Annotated in this window: 17 protein-coding genes and 1 pseudogene; 12 read left to right on the forward strand and 6 right to left on the reverse strand. The window is 59.7% G+C overall.

Annotated features, from left to right (window positions below):
- Positions 1 to 98 precede the first annotated feature (98 nt).
- On the forward strand, positions 99 to 815 hold the full coding sequence (locus tag NKI66_RS03085) for a HoxN/HupN/NixA family nickel/cobalt transporter (protein ID WP_352750753.1): 717 nt from the start codon (positions 99 to 101) through the stop codon (positions 813 to 815).
- 139 nt (positions 816 to 954) lie between these two features.
- Here the strand turns inward: NKI66_RS03085 and NKI66_RS03090 are convergent, their stop codons facing one another.
- The 3 genes from NKI66_RS03090 to NKI66_RS03100 are packed head-to-tail and all read right to left on the reverse strand — an operon-like array spanning position 955 to position 3,323.
- Positions 955 to 1,842, reverse strand: coding sequence for a DUF1259 domain-containing protein (locus NKI66_RS03090; protein WP_352750754.1), 888 nt, complete (start codon positions 1,840 to 1,842; stop codon positions 955 to 957).
- Between the two features lie 39 nt (positions 1,843 to 1,881).
- A complete protein-coding gene (locus NKI66_RS03095; protein WP_352750756.1) occupies positions 1,882 to 2,352 on the reverse strand; it encodes a chromate resistance protein ChrB domain-containing protein in 471 nt (156 codons plus the stop codon).
- Complete coding sequence (locus NKI66_RS03100) at positions 2,349 to 3,323, reverse strand: Fe-Mn family superoxide dismutase (protein WP_352750758.1); 975 nt, start codon at positions 3,321 to 3,323, stop codon at positions 2,349 to 2,351. The genes NKI66_RS03095 and NKI66_RS03100 overlap by 4 nt, the downstream gene beginning before the upstream one ends.
- A 109-nt stretch (positions 3,324 to 3,432) precedes the next feature.
- Here NKI66_RS03100 and NKI66_RS03105 point away from each other — a divergent pair, with 109 nt between their 5' ends.
- The 8 genes and pseudogenes from NKI66_RS03105 to NKI66_RS03140 all read left to right on the forward strand — a co-directional run.
- A complete protein-coding gene (locus NKI66_RS03105) occupies positions 3,433 to 4,410 on the forward strand; it encodes a chromate resistance protein ChrB domain-containing protein (protein ID WP_352750760.1) in 978 nt (325 codons plus the stop codon).
- Positions 4,411 to 4,427: 17 nt separating this feature from the next.
- Positions 4,428 to 5,843 (forward strand): chromate efflux transporter, encoded by a 1,416-nt coding sequence (gene chrA, locus NKI66_RS03110; protein WP_352750762.1) that lies wholly within the window; start codon positions 4,428 to 4,430, stop codon positions 5,841 to 5,843.
- A gap of 105 nt (positions 5,844 to 5,948) precedes the next feature.
- Entirely contained in the window at positions 5,949 to 7,166 is a 1,218-nt protein-coding gene (locus NKI66_RS03115) for an MFS transporter (protein WP_352751100.1), read from the forward strand.
- A 14-nt stretch (positions 7,167 to 7,180) separates the two neighbouring features.
- Positions 7,181 to 7,708 (forward strand): urease accessory protein UreH domain-containing protein, encoded by a 528-nt coding sequence (locus NKI66_RS03120; RefSeq protein ID WP_352750763.1) that lies wholly within the window; start codon positions 7,181 to 7,183, stop codon positions 7,706 to 7,708.
- Between the two features lie 213 nt (positions 7,709 to 7,921).
- Positions 7,922 to 8,356 carry a hypothetical protein gene (locus NKI66_RS03125; protein ID WP_352750765.1) on the forward strand — a complete coding sequence of 145 codons (435 nt, stop codon included), beginning with the start codon at positions 7,922 to 7,924 and terminating at the stop codon, positions 8,354 to 8,356.
- A gap of 40 nt (positions 8,357 to 8,396) precedes the next feature.
- A complete protein-coding gene (locus tag NKI66_RS03130) occupies positions 8,397 to 10,115 on the forward strand; it encodes a GMC family oxidoreductase (protein WP_352750767.1) in 1,719 nt (572 codons plus the stop codon).
- Between the two features lie 162 nt (positions 10,116 to 10,277).
- Positions 10,278 to 11,396 (forward strand): hypothetical protein, encoded by a 1,119-nt coding sequence (locus NKI66_RS03135; RefSeq protein ID WP_352750768.1) that lies wholly within the window; start codon positions 10,278 to 10,280, stop codon positions 11,394 to 11,396.
- A 19-nt stretch (positions 11,397 to 11,415) separates the two neighbouring features.
- A pseudogene (locus NKI66_RS03140) lies at positions 11,416 to 12,002 on the forward strand (MFS transporter); the annotation flags it as partial.
- A 90-nt stretch (positions 12,003 to 12,092) separates the two neighbouring features.
- Here the strand turns inward: NKI66_RS03140 and NKI66_RS03145 are convergent.
- Positions 12,093 to 12,320 carry a DUF1127 domain-containing protein gene (locus tag NKI66_RS03145; RefSeq protein ID WP_352750770.1) on the reverse strand — a complete coding sequence of 76 codons (228 nt, stop codon included), beginning with the start codon at positions 12,318 to 12,320 and terminating at the stop codon, positions 12,093 to 12,095.
- Positions 12,321 to 12,439: 119 nt separating this feature from the next.
- Between NKI66_RS03145 and NKI66_RS03150 the strand changes: the two genes are divergently transcribed.
- The 3 genes from NKI66_RS03150 to NKI66_RS03160 all read left to right on the forward strand — a co-directional run bounded on the left by NKI66_RS03150 (position 12,440) and on the right by NKI66_RS03160 (position 15,350).
- Positions 12,440 to 13,345: a transcriptional regulator GcvA gene (locus NKI66_RS03150; protein WP_352750771.1), complete on the forward strand. Its 906-nt coding sequence runs from the start codon at positions 12,440 to 12,442 to the stop codon at positions 13,343 to 13,345.
- Positions 13,346 to 13,630: 285 nt separating this feature from the next.
- Positions 13,631 to 13,771, forward strand: coding sequence for a hypothetical protein (locus NKI66_RS03155; protein ID WP_352750773.1), 141 nt, complete (start codon positions 13,631 to 13,633; stop codon positions 13,769 to 13,771).
- A gap of 235 nt (positions 13,772 to 14,006) precedes the next feature.
- Entirely contained in the window at positions 14,007 to 15,350 is a 1,344-nt protein-coding gene (locus NKI66_RS03160) for a hemolysin family protein (RefSeq protein WP_352750775.1), read from the forward strand.
- Positions 15,351 to 15,742: 392 nt separating this feature from the next.
- Here the strand turns inward: NKI66_RS03160 and NKI66_RS03165 are convergent, their stop codons facing one another.
- Positions 15,743 to 16,270, reverse strand: coding sequence for a DedA family protein (locus tag NKI66_RS03165; protein WP_352750777.1), 528 nt, complete (start codon positions 16,268 to 16,270; stop codon positions 15,743 to 15,745).
- A 336-nt stretch (positions 16,271 to 16,606) separates the two neighbouring features.
- Entirely contained in the window at positions 16,607 to 16,909 is a 303-nt protein-coding gene (locus tag NKI66_RS03170) for a hypothetical protein (protein ID WP_352750779.1), read from the reverse strand.
- Positions 16,910 to 17,028: the final 119 nt, after the last annotated feature.

Raw genomic sequence — 17,028 nt, forward strand, 5'->3', positions numbered from 1 at the left:
TGCTTGCAATGCCAGCTGTCCTGCCTCAACAGCAAACCCGAAGTGAGTCTTCGCCATGCGCTTTGAATTGACCTGCGGATGAGGCCGGTTCCAGCCTGATGTTCCAAACCCTCGTCGAATTCCAGCGTACGATCTATCTGGCGCTAGGCGAGCAGATCAAGCTGCTCTCGGCCGGCGGCGGCTGGCTGGCCTTCACGGCGTTTCTGCCGATGGGCGTTCTGTTCGGCGCGGCGCATGCCCTGACGCCAGGCCATAGCAAAGCCGTGCTTGCCACCTATCTCGCAGGATCGGATGTTAGTGTCCGGCGTGGGCTTCTGGTGTCGCTGACACTTTCCTTCACGCATGTGACGATTGCCGTGCTGATCGCGGCGCTTTCGTTGCCATTGGTGTCCATTGCCCTGGGCAGTGTTGGCCGTGCGCCGCTACTGGAAGACGTCAGTCGCGGCCTGCTTGGCCTGATCGGTGTCTGGATGATCTGGCGTGCCCTCCGCCATGGCCATCATCACCACAAGCACGAAGGCGAGGCGGTGGGGGTCATGGCTGGCTTGATTCCATGCCCGCTCACGCTCTTTGCGATGACCTTCGCGATCTCCAGGGGCGTTCCGGTCGCCGGCATTCTCTTCGCGATCACCATGATGGTCGGGGTGGCGCTGACGCTGTCTTGCGTGGCGGTGTTGTCGATCCTGTTTCGGGAGCGTCTGGTGCATTTTTTCGACAGCCGGCCGCGCCTGTTCGATATCATTTCCCGCTCTATCGAAGGCGCGGCAGGCCTTGTGCTCGCCAGTGTAGCCATCTGGCAAATCTCTGCGCGCTGAAAGACGTTCAAGCAGACAGCTGGACGCAAAGCGTGAACCTTGCCGATGGATGGCGGTCTGGACGGCGCAATAGCGCCATCCGTGCGAACTCAGCGTGACTGTTTGCCCGAGCCGGGTTGCACCCTCGCCAGAGGCCGACCTAGCTCTTCTTGACCGCAACTTTGTCGAGGGCTGCGCGCAGACCTTTCGCCAGCTTCTGCGCATCGTCGTTCGCCCAGAAATGCATGAAGAAGAGCCGGGGCTGCTCATCGAGCATATGGCTATGCAGCGCGGTGATCTCGATGCCGTCGTGCTGCATGGCTTTGATAACCGGATTGACCTCCTTTGCCGTCAGCACAAAATCACCCGTGATCGCGGCCTTGCCGCCACCTGTCGATTGGAAATTGATCGCTATTGCCGAGCCCATCGCCGCCGGCACTTCCATTCCATTTTCCTCGACCGGCTCGGCGCGCGGAATGGTGAACTGGTAGACCGCGCCATTGGCCTTACCCTTGTAACCGATGGTTTGGTCGACACCGGCCGCGTCAAACTCGACCTGCGGAGCGGCTTGCGGCTGGGCGCCGCCTCCCATCGGTGTTTTGCTCAGCGCCAATCCGGCATGAAGTGCTGTTGCGAGCGTGACCGGGTCGCCTTGGCCTAAGACATGCATGTAGAGTGTCATCGGCTCCGCACGCAGCAAGTGGTTGTGCAACCCGGTGATTTCGATGCCGCTTTCTTCAAGCTTCATCATGACCGGGTTCACCTCGTCCTGTGTCAAGACGATGTCACCCATGACCATGGCCTGTTTCCCCATGGGTTCGAACGCGATCCAGCCTCCGAGCGCAAACCCTGGTTTCAGGGCCACGCCATCGAGCGATACCTTCAGGTCGGTTCGTGGCAAGCCCACCCGATAGACACCGCCAGGCATCTCGGCTCCGGATTTGCCAAGCGCCTGTGCGACTGTTTGCCAATCGGGTGCCGCCGATGCCGGTTGGAGCAGCGCCGACATCGCAATCAGGAGTGCTCCGGTCACGAGTTTTGCATGCATGGGATTTCTCCTTGTGATCTGCCCCCATTGCCCAATTTGTTATGCGGCTGCCGGCTTCGAGGCCGGCGGCCAGCTGTGCGTTTCCGCTCTGCGGCCCGAAGCCCACGCGTAGAGCGCGTCATAGATGACGAAGCCGTGCTTCAGCACCTCGTGGTCGTCAGGCGTCAGGTCCCGCAGCCCCATGGAGATCGCCAGCAACCCCGCCGACTGCGGCGTGAGATCGTGCCGATCCGTGTCGGCGCCCCGCACGATCGCGGCAATGGTTACGATGGCCGGGTCGCGCTCAAGGCCGTATTTGGAAACGAAGGTGTCGAAACTGCAGCCATCACCGACATGCGTGAATTCGACGCCGGGCACGTCATAGGGCGTCGCGCCCGTTTCCTGGGCAACACGGATCACCTGATCGGGCGGCACGAAGAGGAACTCAGATTCCTTGTCGATAAAGCGTGCAATCAGCCAAGGGCAAGCGATGCGGTCGATGACCGGACGTTCGCGGGTAACCCATTTCATGACGCAATCCTTTCTTCGCTCATCACCAGAGGGACCGTTGGCGCGCCGATCGCATGCCAGGCGGCAATACCGCCTGAAAGCGCGGTTGCATCGACGCCGCGGCGACGCAGTTCGGCGACGGCGTCGCCGCTGACCTGGAAGCCGTAGACGCAATAGACGATGACGGGTCTGCCCTTCGGCAGATCACCCGCCCAATCGGCGATCTTCTCGGGAGCTCGGAGCTTGGCCCCCGGCAGCATATCGCTGCGCTTTGCCAGATCCTCGGCGAGGCAGACGTCGAGCACCACGAGATCGTCTCCTCGATCGAGGCGCGCCCGCAGTTCCTCTGGTGCGACCGCTGGAACCGTGTCGTCCGATGCAGATCCTGTTGAAGGATCACGCTGCGCAACGGCTCGGCGGTGGCGGGCACCAACCCGCTCCCAATGGATGTTCTTCATAAAGGCATCGACATAGGCGCCGGCCTTGGCGCCGAAATCCATGTGGTAGGCATGTTCGTACATGTCGAGCGCGAGGATCGGGACGCCGCCGGCGAGACAGTTGGTGTGATCCGCTGCCCATTGGATCGTCAGCCGATCGCGGCGCTCCGACCAGGTCAGCAGGGTCCATCCCGAACCGCCGGCCTGTGCCTTCGCACAGGCCATGAACTTGGCGCGCCAGGCGGCCACGCTGCCGAAGTCGCGCTCCAGCGCGGCGGCGAGATCGTCACCGGCGTCGCCGGAGCCACCGAGCCCATCGAAATAGATTTCGTGCAGGATCGCTGAGTTGGCGGCGACCAGTTCCTCGCGCTTCAGACCGTTGATATCGAAGACTGGTGCCGCGCCCCAGTCGAGTCCATCGAGCCGCTGTTCGATGGCATTGAGGCGACGAACGGCACCGCCGTAATTGTTTTCGTAGTGGCTTGCCAACAGCCGCTCGGATAGGCCGACGAGGCGAGGCGGCTTGAACGGCAGCGGCATGATCTGGTGTGGCATCGGTTTCCCCACTCTGCGGCACGGCCCATCCGTGAGGAGGCGAACGCTATGCCTGAATGGAAAATGATACAAGTGTTGCATTTGGATTTGTTAGTGATACGGTTCACTTATGAGCGAGGGGCAATCGCAGGAGCAGCGCTGGCTGCTCCTGATCCATCAACTGCCAAGCAAACCCGCTTACTTCCGGGTGAAGATCTGGCGACGGTTGCAAGGCATCGGCGCGGTCGCAGTCAAAAGCACCGTCTACGCCCTGCCGGCCAATGCCGAGATGCAGGAGGATTTCGAATGGCTTCTCAAGGAGATCGTCGCGGGCGGCGGCGAGGCCATGATGTGCGAGGCGCGCCTTGTCGATGGTTTGTCGGACGCCCAGGTCCGGGCGCTGTTCGACGAGGCGCGTGACGCCGACTACGCCGAGATCGCCAACGACGCACGCGTTCTTGCGGCTGGGATCAAGTCGGACGCGACGTCGGAAAAGCATGCCGAGGCGCGTCCGCAACTCGGCCGCCTGCGAAAGCGGCTCGCCGAAGTCGCCGCGATCGACTTCTTCGGCGCTACCGGCCGCCTGGCGGTCGAAGGGCTGATCGCCGATCTCGAGTCACAGGTAACAGAGGACAAAGGGATGGCCATGGAACCGAAGAAGCCGATCGAGGCAAGCGATCTCAAGGGCCGGGTATGGGTCACGCGCCGGGACGTGCACGTTGACCGCATTGCCTGCAGCTGGCTGATCCGCCGCTTCATCGACCCGGATGCGGTCATCCGCTTCGTGGCGGGCAAGGGTTACGTTCCGAACGAAGGGGAACTGCGTTTCGACATGTTCGAGGGCGAAATCACCCATGAGGGTGACCGTTGCAGCTTTGAGGTGCTGCTTACCCGCGTCGGAATGAACGACTCGGCACTCCAGGCCATCGCCGAGATCGTCCATGACATCGACCTCAAGGACGGCAAGTTCGGCCGCGAGGAGGCGACGGGCATCGCCAGCCTGATCGCTGGCATTGCCATGGCGAACGAGAGCGACGAGCAACGGATCGCGCAGGGCGCTCCTGTCTTCGACAACCTCCATCAGTATTTCCGCAAGAAACGCGGATGACCGTCAGGACTCGAACAATGGCCAATCTAGCGCAGCCCATCGCGACCCAACCGTCGTCGGCCGACACTCACGACCATGGCGTTTCGTTCGCTGCCGCCATGCGCGTATGGGCTCGCGTCGCAATGCTCAGTTTCGGCGGCCCGGCCGGCCAGATCGCCATGATGCACCGGATCATCGTGGAAGAAAAACGCTGGATCGGCGAGACCAGATTCCTGCATGCGCTCAACTACTGCACCCTGCTGCCCGGTCCGGAGGCGCAGCAATTGGCCATCTATATTGGCTGGCTCATGCACAAGACCAAGGGCGGCCTCGTGGCGGGGATCCTGTTCGTGCTGCCCGGGGCGATCGCCATCATGGTGCTGAGCTGGATCTACGCGATTTTCGGCAATGTCGGCGCGGTCCAGGCGCTCTTCTTCGGCCTGAAGGCGGCGGTCTTGGCCATCGTGCTCGAAGCGGTCCTGCGGATCGGCAGGCGGGCACTGAAGAACAATGTCATGGTCGGGCTCGCCGCCGCGGCCTTCATCGCTCTGTTCTTCTTCCAGGCGCCATTCCCGCTGGTTATCCTGGCCGCGGGTGTGATCGGTTTCGTCGGAGGGCGGGCGGGCTGGGCTTCATTTCGCTCTGGTAATGGCCACGGCAAGGTCGGCGGCAAGCAGGTCGCTGATGCCGATACCGCACTTGGGGAAGGGGTGCCGGCCCACGCCCGGCCATCTTTGCGGTGGTCGCTGAAGATCGCCGCTGTATGCCTGCTCCTTTGGTTCGTGCCTGTCCTCGGGCTTCTGGTGCTGCTTGGACAAGGCAACGTTTTCACCGACATAGCCATCTTCTTCTCCAAGATGGCGATGGTCACCTTCGGCGGCGCGTATGCAGTGCTCGCCTATGTCGCTCAGCAAGGTGTCGAGCACTATGGCTGGCTCAAGCCAGGCGAGATGCTGGACGGCCTCGGTATGGCCGAGACCACGCCGGGTCCGCTGATCATGGTCACCCAGTTCGTCGGCTTTATGGGAGCTTACCGGGCGCCGGGAATGCTCAACCCGCTGGTCGCCGGAACGCTCGGCGGTCTTCTCACGACCTGGGTAACCTTCGTCCCCTGTTTCCTGTGGATATTCCTCGGCGCGCCGTTCATGGAGACGATGCGCGGCAACAAAGCCCTTTCAGCAGCACTGTCGGCGATCACGGCGGCGGTGGTGGGTGTGATCCTGAACCTGGCGGTGTGGTTCGCGCTTCATGTGTTGTTCCGCGAACTGCATGCGGTCAGCTGGCTAGGCATGAGGCTGGACGTACCGGCGCTCAGCTCCGTCAACATTCCGTCGTTGGTCCTGACGATCGGTGCTCTTCTCGCGGTGTTCCGTTTCAAGATCGGCATGATCCCGGTGCTGGCGGCATGCTCGGTCCTCGGCCTTTTCTATGGCCTCGCAACAGGATCGATCTGAGCTGTGCGGTCGGCGTAACCATCCTCAGGGCAGGAGACGTCGTTGACAGCCCAAACTCCGATCAATGTTTCGCGCGAACCAGTCAAGAAACGAAGGTTTGCGCTCCTGCCTACCGGTGCTGGGCCGGCAGCTAAGTACCTGCTGGCTTCCAGAGGACTACGGGCGTTTGGCGATGGACTCGTCAGTCTTCTGCTTCCGGCCTATTTGGCTGCGCTCGGCTTCAACGCTTTCGAGATCGGGGTCCTCGCGACGGCGACGCTCGCGGGTTCGGCGGCGCTCACCCTGGCAGTCGGGTTTGGCGCACACCATTTCTCCCGTCGCTCTCTGCTAATCGCAGCCGCCGTCCTGATGGTCGCCACGGGAGTTGCCTTCGCGCTCGTTCAGGATTTCTGGCCGCTGCTCGTGGTCGCATTCGTCGGGACGTTGAACCCATCCTCCGGCGATGTAAGCGTGTTTCTGCCACTGGAACATGCGCAGCTCGCGCACAGTGTCACGGATCGGGACCGCACCGCGCTGTTTGCCCGCTACAGCGTTGTCGGTTCCCTCATCGGGGCTGTTGGCGCTCTGGCGGCTGGCGCACCCGACCTCCTGCGGCAGCTTGTTGGCCTGGAGATCAAGCAAGCTCTCCAGCTTGCCTTCCTGCTGTATGCATTGCTTGGGGTCGGAGCGCTTTTGCTGTATCGGCGGCTGCCGGACGAATCGATGGACGAAAGTGCGGCGCCGGCGGAGCCCTTGCGCAAGTCTCGAACCATCGTCTTCACGCTTGCTGCACTCTTCTGCATGGACGCATTTGCCGGCGGGCTTGTGGTTCAGTCCCTCCTGGCACTCTGGCTTTTTCAAACCTTTGGCCTGTCCCTCGCCACAACGGGCGCAATCTTCTTCTGCACGGGCGTGCTTTCAGCCGCGTCATATCTGGTGGCTGTTCAAATCTCCAAGCGGATCGGGCTGGTGAACACCATGGTGTTCACGCACCTGCCGTCGAGCCTTTGCCTGTTGCTCATTCCGTTCATGAAGAGCCTCGCTCCGGTGATCGTCCTTCTGCTGATCCGGAGCGCATTGTCGCAGATGGATGTCCCAACCCGCACCTCCTACGTGATGGCGGTGGTCACACCTGGCGAGCGCGCCGCGGCAGCGAGTGTCACCGCCGTCCCGCGCAGCCTCGCGGCAGCGGCCAGCCCGATGCTTGCCGGCTCGCTGCTCGCTGTGTCCGGTTTCGGCTGGCCACTGCTCATCGCGGGCGGCTTGAAGATTGTCTACGACATCCTTCTGCTTGCAATGTTCCGAAAGGTTCGTCCGCCGGAGGAGCGACGGGATGGGCAGTAGCAGGTGCAAAATGCGTGCCTGACCTGGCAACGACCAGGACACAGCAAGGCGGTCCTGGCCCCGTACGTATCTGGCGGGTTCGGACGCAAAGGTTTCTCACGGCCTCCGCGGTTCTGATTGCGGTCCTTTCCTTCCCGCTTGTCTCAATCGCCCTGGAGAGCGTTGGCCGCGCTCCTCTGCTGGAAGACATCAGCCGCGGACTGCTTGGGTTGATCGGCCTATGGATGCTGTGGCGGGCACTCAGCCATGGGCATCATCACAAGCACGAAGGCGAAGCCGTCGGAGTCATGGCCGGACTGATTCCTTGTCCGCTCACGCTGTTCGTCATGACGTTTGCGATCGCGCGCGGCGTGCCGGCGGCCGGCATCCTGTTCGCTGGCCCGATGATGATTGGCGTGCCGATCACGCTATCAGCCGTCGGAATTCTGTCGATCCTACTGCGCGAACGCCTGGTGTGGTTTGTCGAAGGTAGGTCGCACCTGTTCGAAGCGATCACCCAGGGCGTTGCCGGCATTGTGCTTGCCGGCGTGGCGGTTTGGTAGATTTCATCGGCCTGAGGCTGTTTGACCTAAACAACAGCAAGCTTAGACGAGCGCCATCCCAACACGGTCAGGTTGGTGGCATTTCTGACTGGTCCGGGAAACTGATCGTCGGCGGTCCCTCGGCCTATGTACAACTGTGATGGACATATATCCCGCAGTATGCAAGGTTCTTACTGAGTTCGCTGGCGCGCATAAATGCATGGGGTGAATGCAATGCGGGACGAAATCGATGAATTCTTAGAATTATCAGCGTTGCTTACTGGTCAATACAATATTGTCATTGATCCCGAGGATGCAACATTGGCTCGCCCAATCGCTGCGGAATATCGTCGACGCCTTTTGTCAGTGCTTCCCGATGGACTAAGAGTCCTGATCGACGCCTATAAGTCTATTACATCGATCGAACCAAAACCCAAGATAGACGACCTGTTACTATCAGCGTTGAAGGCGACGCAAGGTTACAAAAATAACGAGTTCGTCGCCAAGCAGATCGTGAACATCTGGTACTTCTCGCAGTTCAAGGCTGAGGCGATGGGGGAACTCCTCGACGGCGGTTACTATGAGGAAGGCCTTGTTTGGCCTCTCATCAGGGCGCACCCTATCGGTTTTTCAAACCAGCCGCACGGGTATTGGACCAAGCAGCCTTGAGTATGGATTTGGTGCCGCCTGCCCGCGGCCGGAGATGATCATGGCAAGCGACTACGACATTGTCATCATAGGGTCTGGTGTCGCCGGTGCCCTTTGTGCTTGGAAACTCAGCCGTTCTCGTCGCTATAAGATTTTGATCATCGAGGCTGGGGATAACGGCATCACAGCCGGCCAACGGATCCAATTCCACCACACTATGGATTCTCAGGGCAGCCGCGGTGACATGTATGCGCCATACATGGACCTCGAAAGCCGAATTTTTGCGCCAGCACCAGAAAAGTCCCAGCTCAGTCTCGCAGAGCAGAGGGACCAAGGGAAGGAGAAGTACTACGACTATACGCTAGCTACCACGGATCCGTTCAAAGCCGGTTACAACCGCATGGTCGGCGGAAGCACATGGTCATGGCGAGGGAATTGCCCTCGGTTCATCCCCAGCGATTTCAAACTCAAGACTAATTTTGGCGTAGGCCGCGATTGGCCGCTCGACTACCACGAACTGGAGCCTTGGTATTGCCAAGCTGAGACGGAACTCGGCGTTTCTGGGAATCACGAAGAGTGGGACGGGCTCCACGGTGGATACCGCAGTCAACCGTTTCCCATGCGCGGCATCCCATTTGGATACAGTGATCACCTAGTCAAGAATCGCATCGAGGGAAGAACGGTGCGAGGAAGGACGGTGCAAGTCGTTACCACGCCGCAAGCTCGAAACACCGTCGAATATGATGAACGACCGGCCTGCGAGGGCCATTCAAATTGTATTCCGCTGTGTCCAATCCAAGCCAAGTATGATGCAACGGTTCATTTACGGCGGGTGCTTCAGGATCCGGGTAGTCGGGTCGAACTGAAAAAAGCTGCCGTGGTGACTCGCCTTGGTAAGGAGGAAGATGGGCGAGTGCGCCAAGTCTTTTACAAGAACTGGCGGTCTGACGATCCACAGAAGGAACGGTCCGTCAGTGCGGAGGTCGTGGTGCTCGCGGCTCACGCGATCGAGACTCCGAAGATCCTGCTGATGTCGGGCAATCTCGCTAATCGAAGCGATCAGGTGGGGCGAAATCTAATGGATCACATCCAATTTGAGGTAACCGCCCTGTTTCCCGAGCCGCTCTATCCGTTTCGAGGGCCCCAAACGATCTCCAGTATTGAAGCATTTCGGGACGGCGCCTTCCGCAGCAACCGCAGTGCCTTCCGCATGACGATCGGCAACGACGGCTGGGGACGCGCCGGTTCGCCTGCCACCGTGATCGACAAACTTCTAAGTGGCGGAAAGTTCGGTTCTGCTTTGCCGAGTGAGATTGCAAGCCAGATACCGAAGATGTTACGGTTAAGCTTTTCCACTGAGATGCTTCCAGAAAGTAAAAATCAGATTGATCTTTCATCAAAGCTTGATGCATTGGGGATTCCGAGACCTCGATTTACCTTCGATGTTGGTGATTATGTGCGATCAGCTTTGAATGAAGGCTTCGACACAGCGAAGGATCTGTTTGGTGTAATGGGCGCAACGATCGAGAACGAACAGGAAATGCCCCCGGGAAAATGGAACACCGCTGCGCACATAATGGGAACGTGCATCATGGGCGACGAGCCGACAAATTCCGTCGTCGATCGTTGGGGCCGGTCACATGACGTTCCAAACCTTTGGATCGTCGGTTCGAGCGTTTTCTCAAGTAGTGGCACAGCGAACCCAACCTTGACGCTCGCCGCGCTGAGCCTTCGTACGGCGGCGGCGATCGAGCGGCAGATGCACAGTCAGACTAGCTAGCGATCTCGAGTCACCTGACGGCGATTCCATCCACTTACTTGCCTGATCCAGATCTGATCAATCGCCTTCCGGGCGGTTAAAAGCGTACTCGGCGCTCGTGATGTTCTTGCAATATTTCAAGGCCGAACTCATCCTGTTTTAAACTAAACGAGAGGGCATGAAATGGGCGTCGTTGATATCCAAGGCAAAGTCGACGTCTTTCAATATTGGCCTCACGGTTCGTCAGACGTCGACACCTTGAAATTCATTCCCGACCTTGCGTCAGCGCAGTATGTCGGGGACGGGGCCTCGACGAATGTTGGAGCGTTTTTTGAAAGAGGTGGCACGTTTCAACCCGACGACAACAATCCAGGAGAGGAGAAATTCAAGTCAATCCTCCGCAAAGCCGGAGGAGTGTCGCTTTCCGTCCGGCTGCAGGGCATTGATGCGCCGGAAACGCACTATTCGCCCAACTATCGCGAAGGCATGTTCGACGGCGACTATGCCAAATGGATCGCCAAGCACATTGCCCGGCAGAAGTCCTATCGCCAGCCCTATGGCAAACTCTGCACCGATCTTTTCGCCAACGGCCTAAGGACGCAGCTCGGCATCGGCTCGTTCAATTCGGCCACTCCGGAAGTTCTGGTCGACGCGAAGGTCAGAATCCTGGCGGATGGGATCGGTGGAGCGGTTGATGTCTTTGGCAGAGTGCTCGGATATGTCACGCTGATCGGCAACGGCCTGGAAATCGTCTTGAACGACCATGCCCTGACGCAGGGTTTCGCCTTCTGCTCATTCTACGGCAGCATGGCCATCGACGAGATGAAGAGACTCTCCGACCTCTTTGCCACGCACGGGGAAGGCGGAGCTCAAAAGTCGCAGCTGAGAAGCAATGTCTCGGGTCAGCTTCGGGATTTCGAGTCCGAGCTGTGGACGACAAAGTCGATGCGCGACACCGATCGCGACGACAACGGCGCTGACTCCTTCCGCTCAAAATGTTTCGATCCGAAGTTGTTTCGGCGATGTATCGACTGGGTCGGACGCAAGGAAGCACTTGGGGAGTCTACCGCGCTGCTCGACTACATGCGGTCCAACGACGAGGACATCGTGTTGCTCAGTGACTTCGTCGCAGCAAAAGGCGATTGGAACAAATCCCGCAAATTCGCCCTCGGCTCTCTGATCGCAAAGGACGGTGCGTTCTCATACAAGACTGGTGAAGTGGTTTTCGAGTCGCGCCCTGTGGAGATCGTCAACGATCAGCACCAGCCGTTGCCAAAGAGCTTCCTCACGCCCTATCCGTGAGACGGTACCGGCGGAGCCATTGCGCAAGTCTCGAGCCATCGTCCTCACGCTCGCTGCGCTCTTGAGCCTCGATGCCTTTGCGGGAGGCTTCGTGGTCCAGTCATTGTTGGCTCTTTGGCTTTTCCAACAGTTCGGCCTATCGCTCGCTTTTACGGGTGCGATCTTCTTCTTGACGGCATCCTGTCGGCCGGGTCGTATCTGGTGGCAGTGCAAATCTCCAAACGGATCGGGCTCGTAAACACCATGGTGTTTACGCACCTGCCGTCCAGTCTTTGCCTTTTGCTCATTCCCTTCATGCCGAGCCTCGGTCCGGTCATCGTACTTCTGCTTATCAGGAGCGCCTTGTCGCAGATGGATGTACCGACCCGCACCTCCTACGTCATGGCGGTGGTGACGCCGGGTGAGCGAGCGGCGGCGGCGAGTGTCACTGCCGTGCCTCGCAGCCTCGCGGCGGCCGCCAGTCCGATGCTTGCCGGCTCGCTGCTGGCAATTTCCGGTTTCGGTTGGCCACTGCTCATCGCGGGCGCCCTGAAAATTGTCTACGACATCCTTCTGCTTGCAATGTTCCGTAAGGTTCGTCCGCCAGAGGAACGTCGGGATGGTTAGTGGCCGCCGCAAATGCCTTGCCTGACTTGGCAACGACAAGCGAAATGATGACAGTGCGCTGCCCGTGAGGATGTCGGCCTCCGTCGAGAATTAGGCCTGCCACGGCCACTTTGCACATTCCTTCCGAACCTGCGCAGGGCTCAGACCCAAGTCTGCCAGCTGATGGTCTTCAAGTTCGGCCAGCTGTTCCCGTTGGCGATGGATTTCGATCCAGCGCGCCACCGATGCCGTCGAGCGCACTAAATTTTCCATGACGCGTTGGGCACTTGTCCGTGGCGATGAACGCCTCGGCGTCTCAATCAGAAGGGGGTTCAACATTTCTCATCCTTCCGCAGTGCGCTGGTTGACGTGTGGTGCGGAAATGCTCCAATCTGCCCACGGGCGCAAAGCATGGTTTCTCGTGCTTGGCCCAATTTTTCTCATGACTTGGTGCGAAATTGGCCCGCCGACTGCCATCACTCAACGCCCTCAAAGCCTTCGAGGCGGCGGCACGCCACGAGAGCTTCACCAGGGCGGCGGACGAACTTTCCGTGACGCAGGGTGCGGTGAGCCATCAGGTGAAGGCGCTCGAACTCGAACTGGGCATCAGGCTGTTCGATCGCGAACGTCAAAAGCTGAGCATCACACGGGCCGGCCTCTCCTATCTGGAGGTGGTGCGCGATGCCTTCGATCGTATAGCTCTCGGCACGCAACGCATCCAGCATCTATCTCGGGCCGGAGCGCTCACGGTCAGCACGTCGCCCGACTTTGCCGCCAAGTGGTTGGTAAACCGCCTTGGCAGGTTTGCCGAGACGCATCCGGACATCGATCTCAGGATTTCCGCAACCATGCATCACGTCGACTTCGCCAGAGAGGACGTCGATCTTGCCGTGCGGCATGGCGATGGCAACTGGGCGGGGCATGATGTTGTCCGCCTGTGCTCCGAGCAACTGTTCGCGGTCTGCAGTCCCAAACTTCACCAGCGGATGCGCGAGCCGTCCGATGTGCTGAAATTTCCGTTGCTGCATCTTGATGACCGAAAGGACTGGTCGGAATGGCTCGAGGCCGCCGGCGTGGTCCATGCCGAACTCTCCCACGGACCGGTCTTGAACCGCGCCAGCATGGTCATAGACGCCGCTGTCGACGGCCAGGGTGTCGCACTCGCCCGCACCACGCTTGCGGCTTGGGACCTCATCAACGGGCGCCTCGTAAGACCATTCGCCACGGCTCTGCGATTGTCCAAGACCTACTGGATCGTCTGTCCCAAGGCCACGTCGACGCTGCCCAAAATCACGACGTTCCGCGACTGGCTGTTGGCAGAGGCCGCTGATGACGTACGTCGCCTCAAGACGCTCGTTCCATAGGCCTAAGACCGAATCGTGAAGGTCGAGCTGTCGCAAAAGTTACTCGCCAATGGCTCAATTGTTCAACGCGCCTCTGCGAAGGGCGAACGTCCGGTTGCCGGCCGCGAGAAGTAATTCGGACGAACGCCGACAAACGCAGATAAGAGTCCGCTAGCGCGCCAGCGCGACCTTCAGCATGGTGAGCCGCGATGTCCGGGGTGGCTATTCATTCTGCGTACAACGGCAGTCGGCGAGACCGGATGCTGGCTCGCATCAGGCTTCTGGTGCGCCTCGGGAGATGATGAGATGACCGATCTTCAGAAGATCATTTGGATGATAGTGCTGGCGATCCTCGCCGGGATCGCGGTGATTTTGATAAATCACTGGATCAAAGGCGACCTGTCCGCAGCGCTGCCATTGACGTTGATCACCGAGAAGCCAGTTTGAGTTCGGTCGGCAAGACCGGTTGATTTTTCTGTCCGATGTCGCCCGCCGGTTACGCCGACGGGCTTTTTGATAGAACAGGTCTCCAAAGAGGAGTTGGTCATTCTGCCTCTCATTGACCGGCAGTCAGCGACGCTACCGTGATAGCTCCGCATGATGCTCAAGGCCGAACGGCGGTTGCGCGATAGCGTCAAATACGCTTCAGAGATGACCGTAGCTTTTTCATACAGAGGATATCATGCCGGCGGACGATGGTAGTCTACGCGACATTCTTGGAATTTTGTTGGTTCTCGTACTCGTGGGCGCAAACGGCTTCTTTGTCGCCGCTGAGTTTGCCCTGGTAGCGGTTAGACGCAGCCGCGTCGACGAACTGGCTGCAACCGGGCGCTTGAACGCCGGACGGCTTCAAAGAGCTTTGGTCAATCTCGACGCCAATCTTGCCGCGACCCAGCTCGGCATCACCATTTCATCGCTGGCGCTCGGCTGGATTGGCGAACCCGCACTTGCCCATCTGATCGAACCACTCCTCTTAGGACTAATGGGGTCGCTCGCCACGGCAGCTTCGCACACGATCGCCGTCGCAATCGCCTTCATCATCATCACCGCTCTTCACATTGTCCTGGGCGAATTGGCGCCGAAAAGCCTGGCGCTCCAGCGCAGCGAGGGCACGGCACTGTGGGTCGTACGCCCGCTCGGCCTGTTTCTGTTTCTGCTGAGGCCGGCGATTTTGGCTTTGAATGGGCTCGGCAATTTGGTGCTGCGTCTCTGCGGTCTGCGCCCAGGCACAGGCGAAGAGTCCTTGCATTCGCCCGAAGAGCTGAAGCTGCTCGTCGCGGCAAGCCAGGAGGCAGGGTTGCTCCACCAGACCCAACAGGAACTTGTCGAGCGTGTCTTCAATATCGGCGATCGGCGCATTGCCGACATCATGACACCGCGACGCGATATCGACTGGATCGACGCTGACGACAGTCCAGACGAGATTCTGCGCACTATCCGCGAATGTCGCCATGAGCAGCTTCTGGTCGGCCGTGGCGGGATCGACGAACCGCTCGGCATGATCCTGAAGAAGGATCTCCTTGACCAGGTGCTTGACGGGAAAACGCTCGATCCGATGGCGGTCATCCGCGAACCCGTAATCGTTCACGAGGGAACGCCAATCTTCCGCGTGCTCGATCAGTTCAAGAGGGCGCCGGTGCGCCTGGCGATCGTCATCGACGAGTATGGCGCTCTTGAAGGGATCGTCACACAGACAGACCTGCTGGAAGCTATCGCAGGTGACCTTCCCGACATGGAGGGCGAGGACCCTGACATCGTTGAGCGTGACGATGGTGCCCTGCTGATCGACGGAATGATGCTGGCGCACGACGCATTCACTCGCCTCGGGTTTCGATCAGGGTCTGCGGAAGGTGATTTTCACACGATCGCGGGTTTCGCCCTATCTCGGCTCGGCCACCTCCCGGAAGCCGGTGAACACTTTGACTATGAGGGCTGGCGCTTCGAAATCCTCGATATGGACGGACGGCGGATCGACAAGCTTCTGGCGCGCCGCGATACCGCTACAGCCAAGCCTGCAGCCATTTGAGACCGAAAGCGCCGGTGGCCAGTATGGCGGCGGCCTTTTGCGCGCGAAATATTTCGGCCTCCCGAAACCACGGCTGGCACCAATTTGCCCCCTATCCACAAACGCCCGCCAGCCTAGGACGCGTCTCCGCTAAAGCCACAGCGGCTAATGGAACGCCCGCTGGCTAGGCTCTACGCGCCGCGCTATATCGTCGATAGAACCGTGAATTGAGGGTTGAGAATGGACGCCAAGGGTGCCTTCTTGTTGATTATTGGGGTCCTGGTGGTGCTAGTGGTGGCCTTCCTCACTGCAATGGCATTCGGGCTGATCTACACATCCTATAGGCTGGCAGTTCGAGATCGTTGACATGGGCGGGAAGCGGATCGACAAGATGCCCGCTCGCCGGGCGTCAGTCACGTCCACTGCTGCAGCCATTTGAGGCCGAAAGCGCCTGGGGCCAGTATGCCTGTCGCCCATAGGATCGCCGAGGCGACGTTGACGATCTGGAAGGTCAGGACGGGCATCTCGCAGATGCCCGCGACCAATGGCACGGATGCGCGCAGGGGGCCGAAGAAGCGCCCGAAGAACACGCCGGCCACGCCCCATCGCTCGAAGAAGAGGTGACCGCGCGGAATGAGGTTCGGATAGCGCGACAGAGGCCAGTAGTGCGAAACCCTGTTTCCCAAACGCGTACCGATCCAGAAAGACAGCCAGTCTCCCAAAGCCGCCCCGGCAGCGGCAGCAAGCCAAAGTGGCCAGAACGCGATACCGCTTTCGCCGATGAGAAAGCCGACGCCGATCAGGATCACGGTCGCAGGCAATAACAAAGAGATGAACGCAAGCGATTCCCCGAAAGCCAGCACAAGGACTAGCGGAACGCCCCACGCTTCATGCGCCCGGATAAATGCGACGGTCGCTTGAGTGATCTCGTCGAGGCTCATTCATCAATTCCGAGTTCGTCCGTGGCCGACCATAAACGCTCTCCCGCTTGAGTCTTCGTCCTTCAAAACTGCTTTGATCGCTTGGGGCAAGCACTCGGCGGCGTTCGACAAGCCGATGGCCAGGGGAACGCATCCTGATATTTAGAACCAACCCCGCCACTTGAACCACGCGGGTGGGGGTCCCGACGAGCGCGCTATCGCTCTCCTTCGGCACCGGTGCGTCGAATAGCGTATCAGCATCTTCGAGCACCATGCCCGGAAAACGATCGTTTGTAAGACACGCTGCGAATGTGACGGCGCCCGAGCATAAGCTGGAAGGTTCGGCGCGTCCCGGGTCTAGAACTCCTCGAAGTCTCCGTCAGTATACTCCACGTAGCGTGTGCAAATTGTTGCCTTCACGCCCGCAGCCTGGAGCTCGGTGTTCATCCGAGGATCGAGTATCACATCGTCCTCGGCGCCTTCGACACCCGCGACAATCTTCAGGCCAGGGCTGAGCGGTAACTCAGCCAACTTATTGCCGCGAGCGTCGTCGAAAACGAGCGTCGCACTGATTGATCGCACAGCCTTTTGAAGATTGCTTTTCAGCCGGAACGTTATGGTCGGCCCCTTTTTTGTGGGTTGGGCGGACCAGTCGAGCAAGATTAGCTTGTCCGACCTTCCGACTGCGCAACCAGCGGAAGCGGCCGGCGCCGACATCGCCGGAAGGAGCACCAGGGCCACAATCGAACATGGGATGAGCGTTCGGGCTATCATTGGCT

It is taken from the genome of Mesorhizobium sp. M0518, assembly GCF_040321125.1.
GTDB lineage: Bacteria > Pseudomonadota > Alphaproteobacteria > Rhizobiales > Rhizobiaceae > Mesorhizobium.

What these genes read in the sequence shown, in the direction of transcription:
- NKI66_RS03085 (WP_352750753.1), top strand. Translation starts at nt 99, where the DNA reads ATGTTCCAAACCCTCGTCGAATTCCAGCGTACGATCTATCTGGCGCTA.
- NKI66_RS03090 (WP_352750754.1), bottom strand. Translation starts at nt 1,842, where the DNA reads ATGCATGCAAAACTCGTGACCGGAGCACTCCTGATTGCGATGTCGGCG.
- NKI66_RS03095 (WP_352750756.1), bottom strand. Translation starts at nt 2,352, where the DNA reads ATGAAATGGGTTACCCGCGAACGTCCGGTCATCGACCGCATCGCTTGC.
- NKI66_RS03100 (WP_352750758.1), bottom strand. Translation starts at nt 3,323, where the DNA reads ATGCCACACCAGATCATGCCGCTGCCGTTCAAGCCGCCTCGCCTCGTC.
- NKI66_RS03105 (WP_352750760.1), top strand. Translation starts at nt 3,433, where the DNA reads ATGAGCGAGGGGCAATCGCAGGAGCAGCGCTGGCTGCTCCTGATCCAT.
- chrA (WP_352750762.1), top strand. Translation starts at nt 4,428, where the DNA reads ATGGCCAATCTAGCGCAGCCCATCGCGACCCAACCGTCGTCGGCCGAC.
- NKI66_RS03125 (WP_352750765.1), top strand. Translation starts at nt 7,922, where the DNA reads ATGCGGGACGAAATCGATGAATTCTTAGAATTATCAGCGTTGCTTACT.
- NKI66_RS03130 (WP_352750767.1), top strand. Translation starts at nt 8,397, where the DNA reads ATGGCAAGCGACTACGACATTGTCATCATAGGGTCTGGTGTCGCCGGT.
- NKI66_RS03135 (WP_352750768.1), top strand. Translation starts at nt 10,278, where the DNA reads ATGGGCGTCGTTGATATCCAAGGCAAAGTCGACGTCTTTCAATATTGG.
- NKI66_RS03145 (WP_352750770.1), bottom strand. Translation starts at nt 12,320, where the DNA reads ATGTTGAACCCCCTTCTGATTGAGACGCCGAGGCGTTCATCGCCACGG.
- NKI66_RS03155 (WP_352750773.1), top strand. Translation starts at nt 13,631, where the DNA reads ATGACCGATCTTCAGAAGATCATTTGGATGATAGTGCTGGCGATCCTC.
- NKI66_RS03160 (WP_352750775.1), top strand. Translation starts at nt 14,007, where the DNA reads ATGCCGGCGGACGATGGTAGTCTACGCGACATTCTTGGAATTTTGTTG.
- NKI66_RS03165 (WP_352750777.1), bottom strand. Translation starts at nt 16,270, where the DNA reads ATGAGCCTCGACGAGATCACTCAAGCGACCGTCGCATTTATCCGGGCG.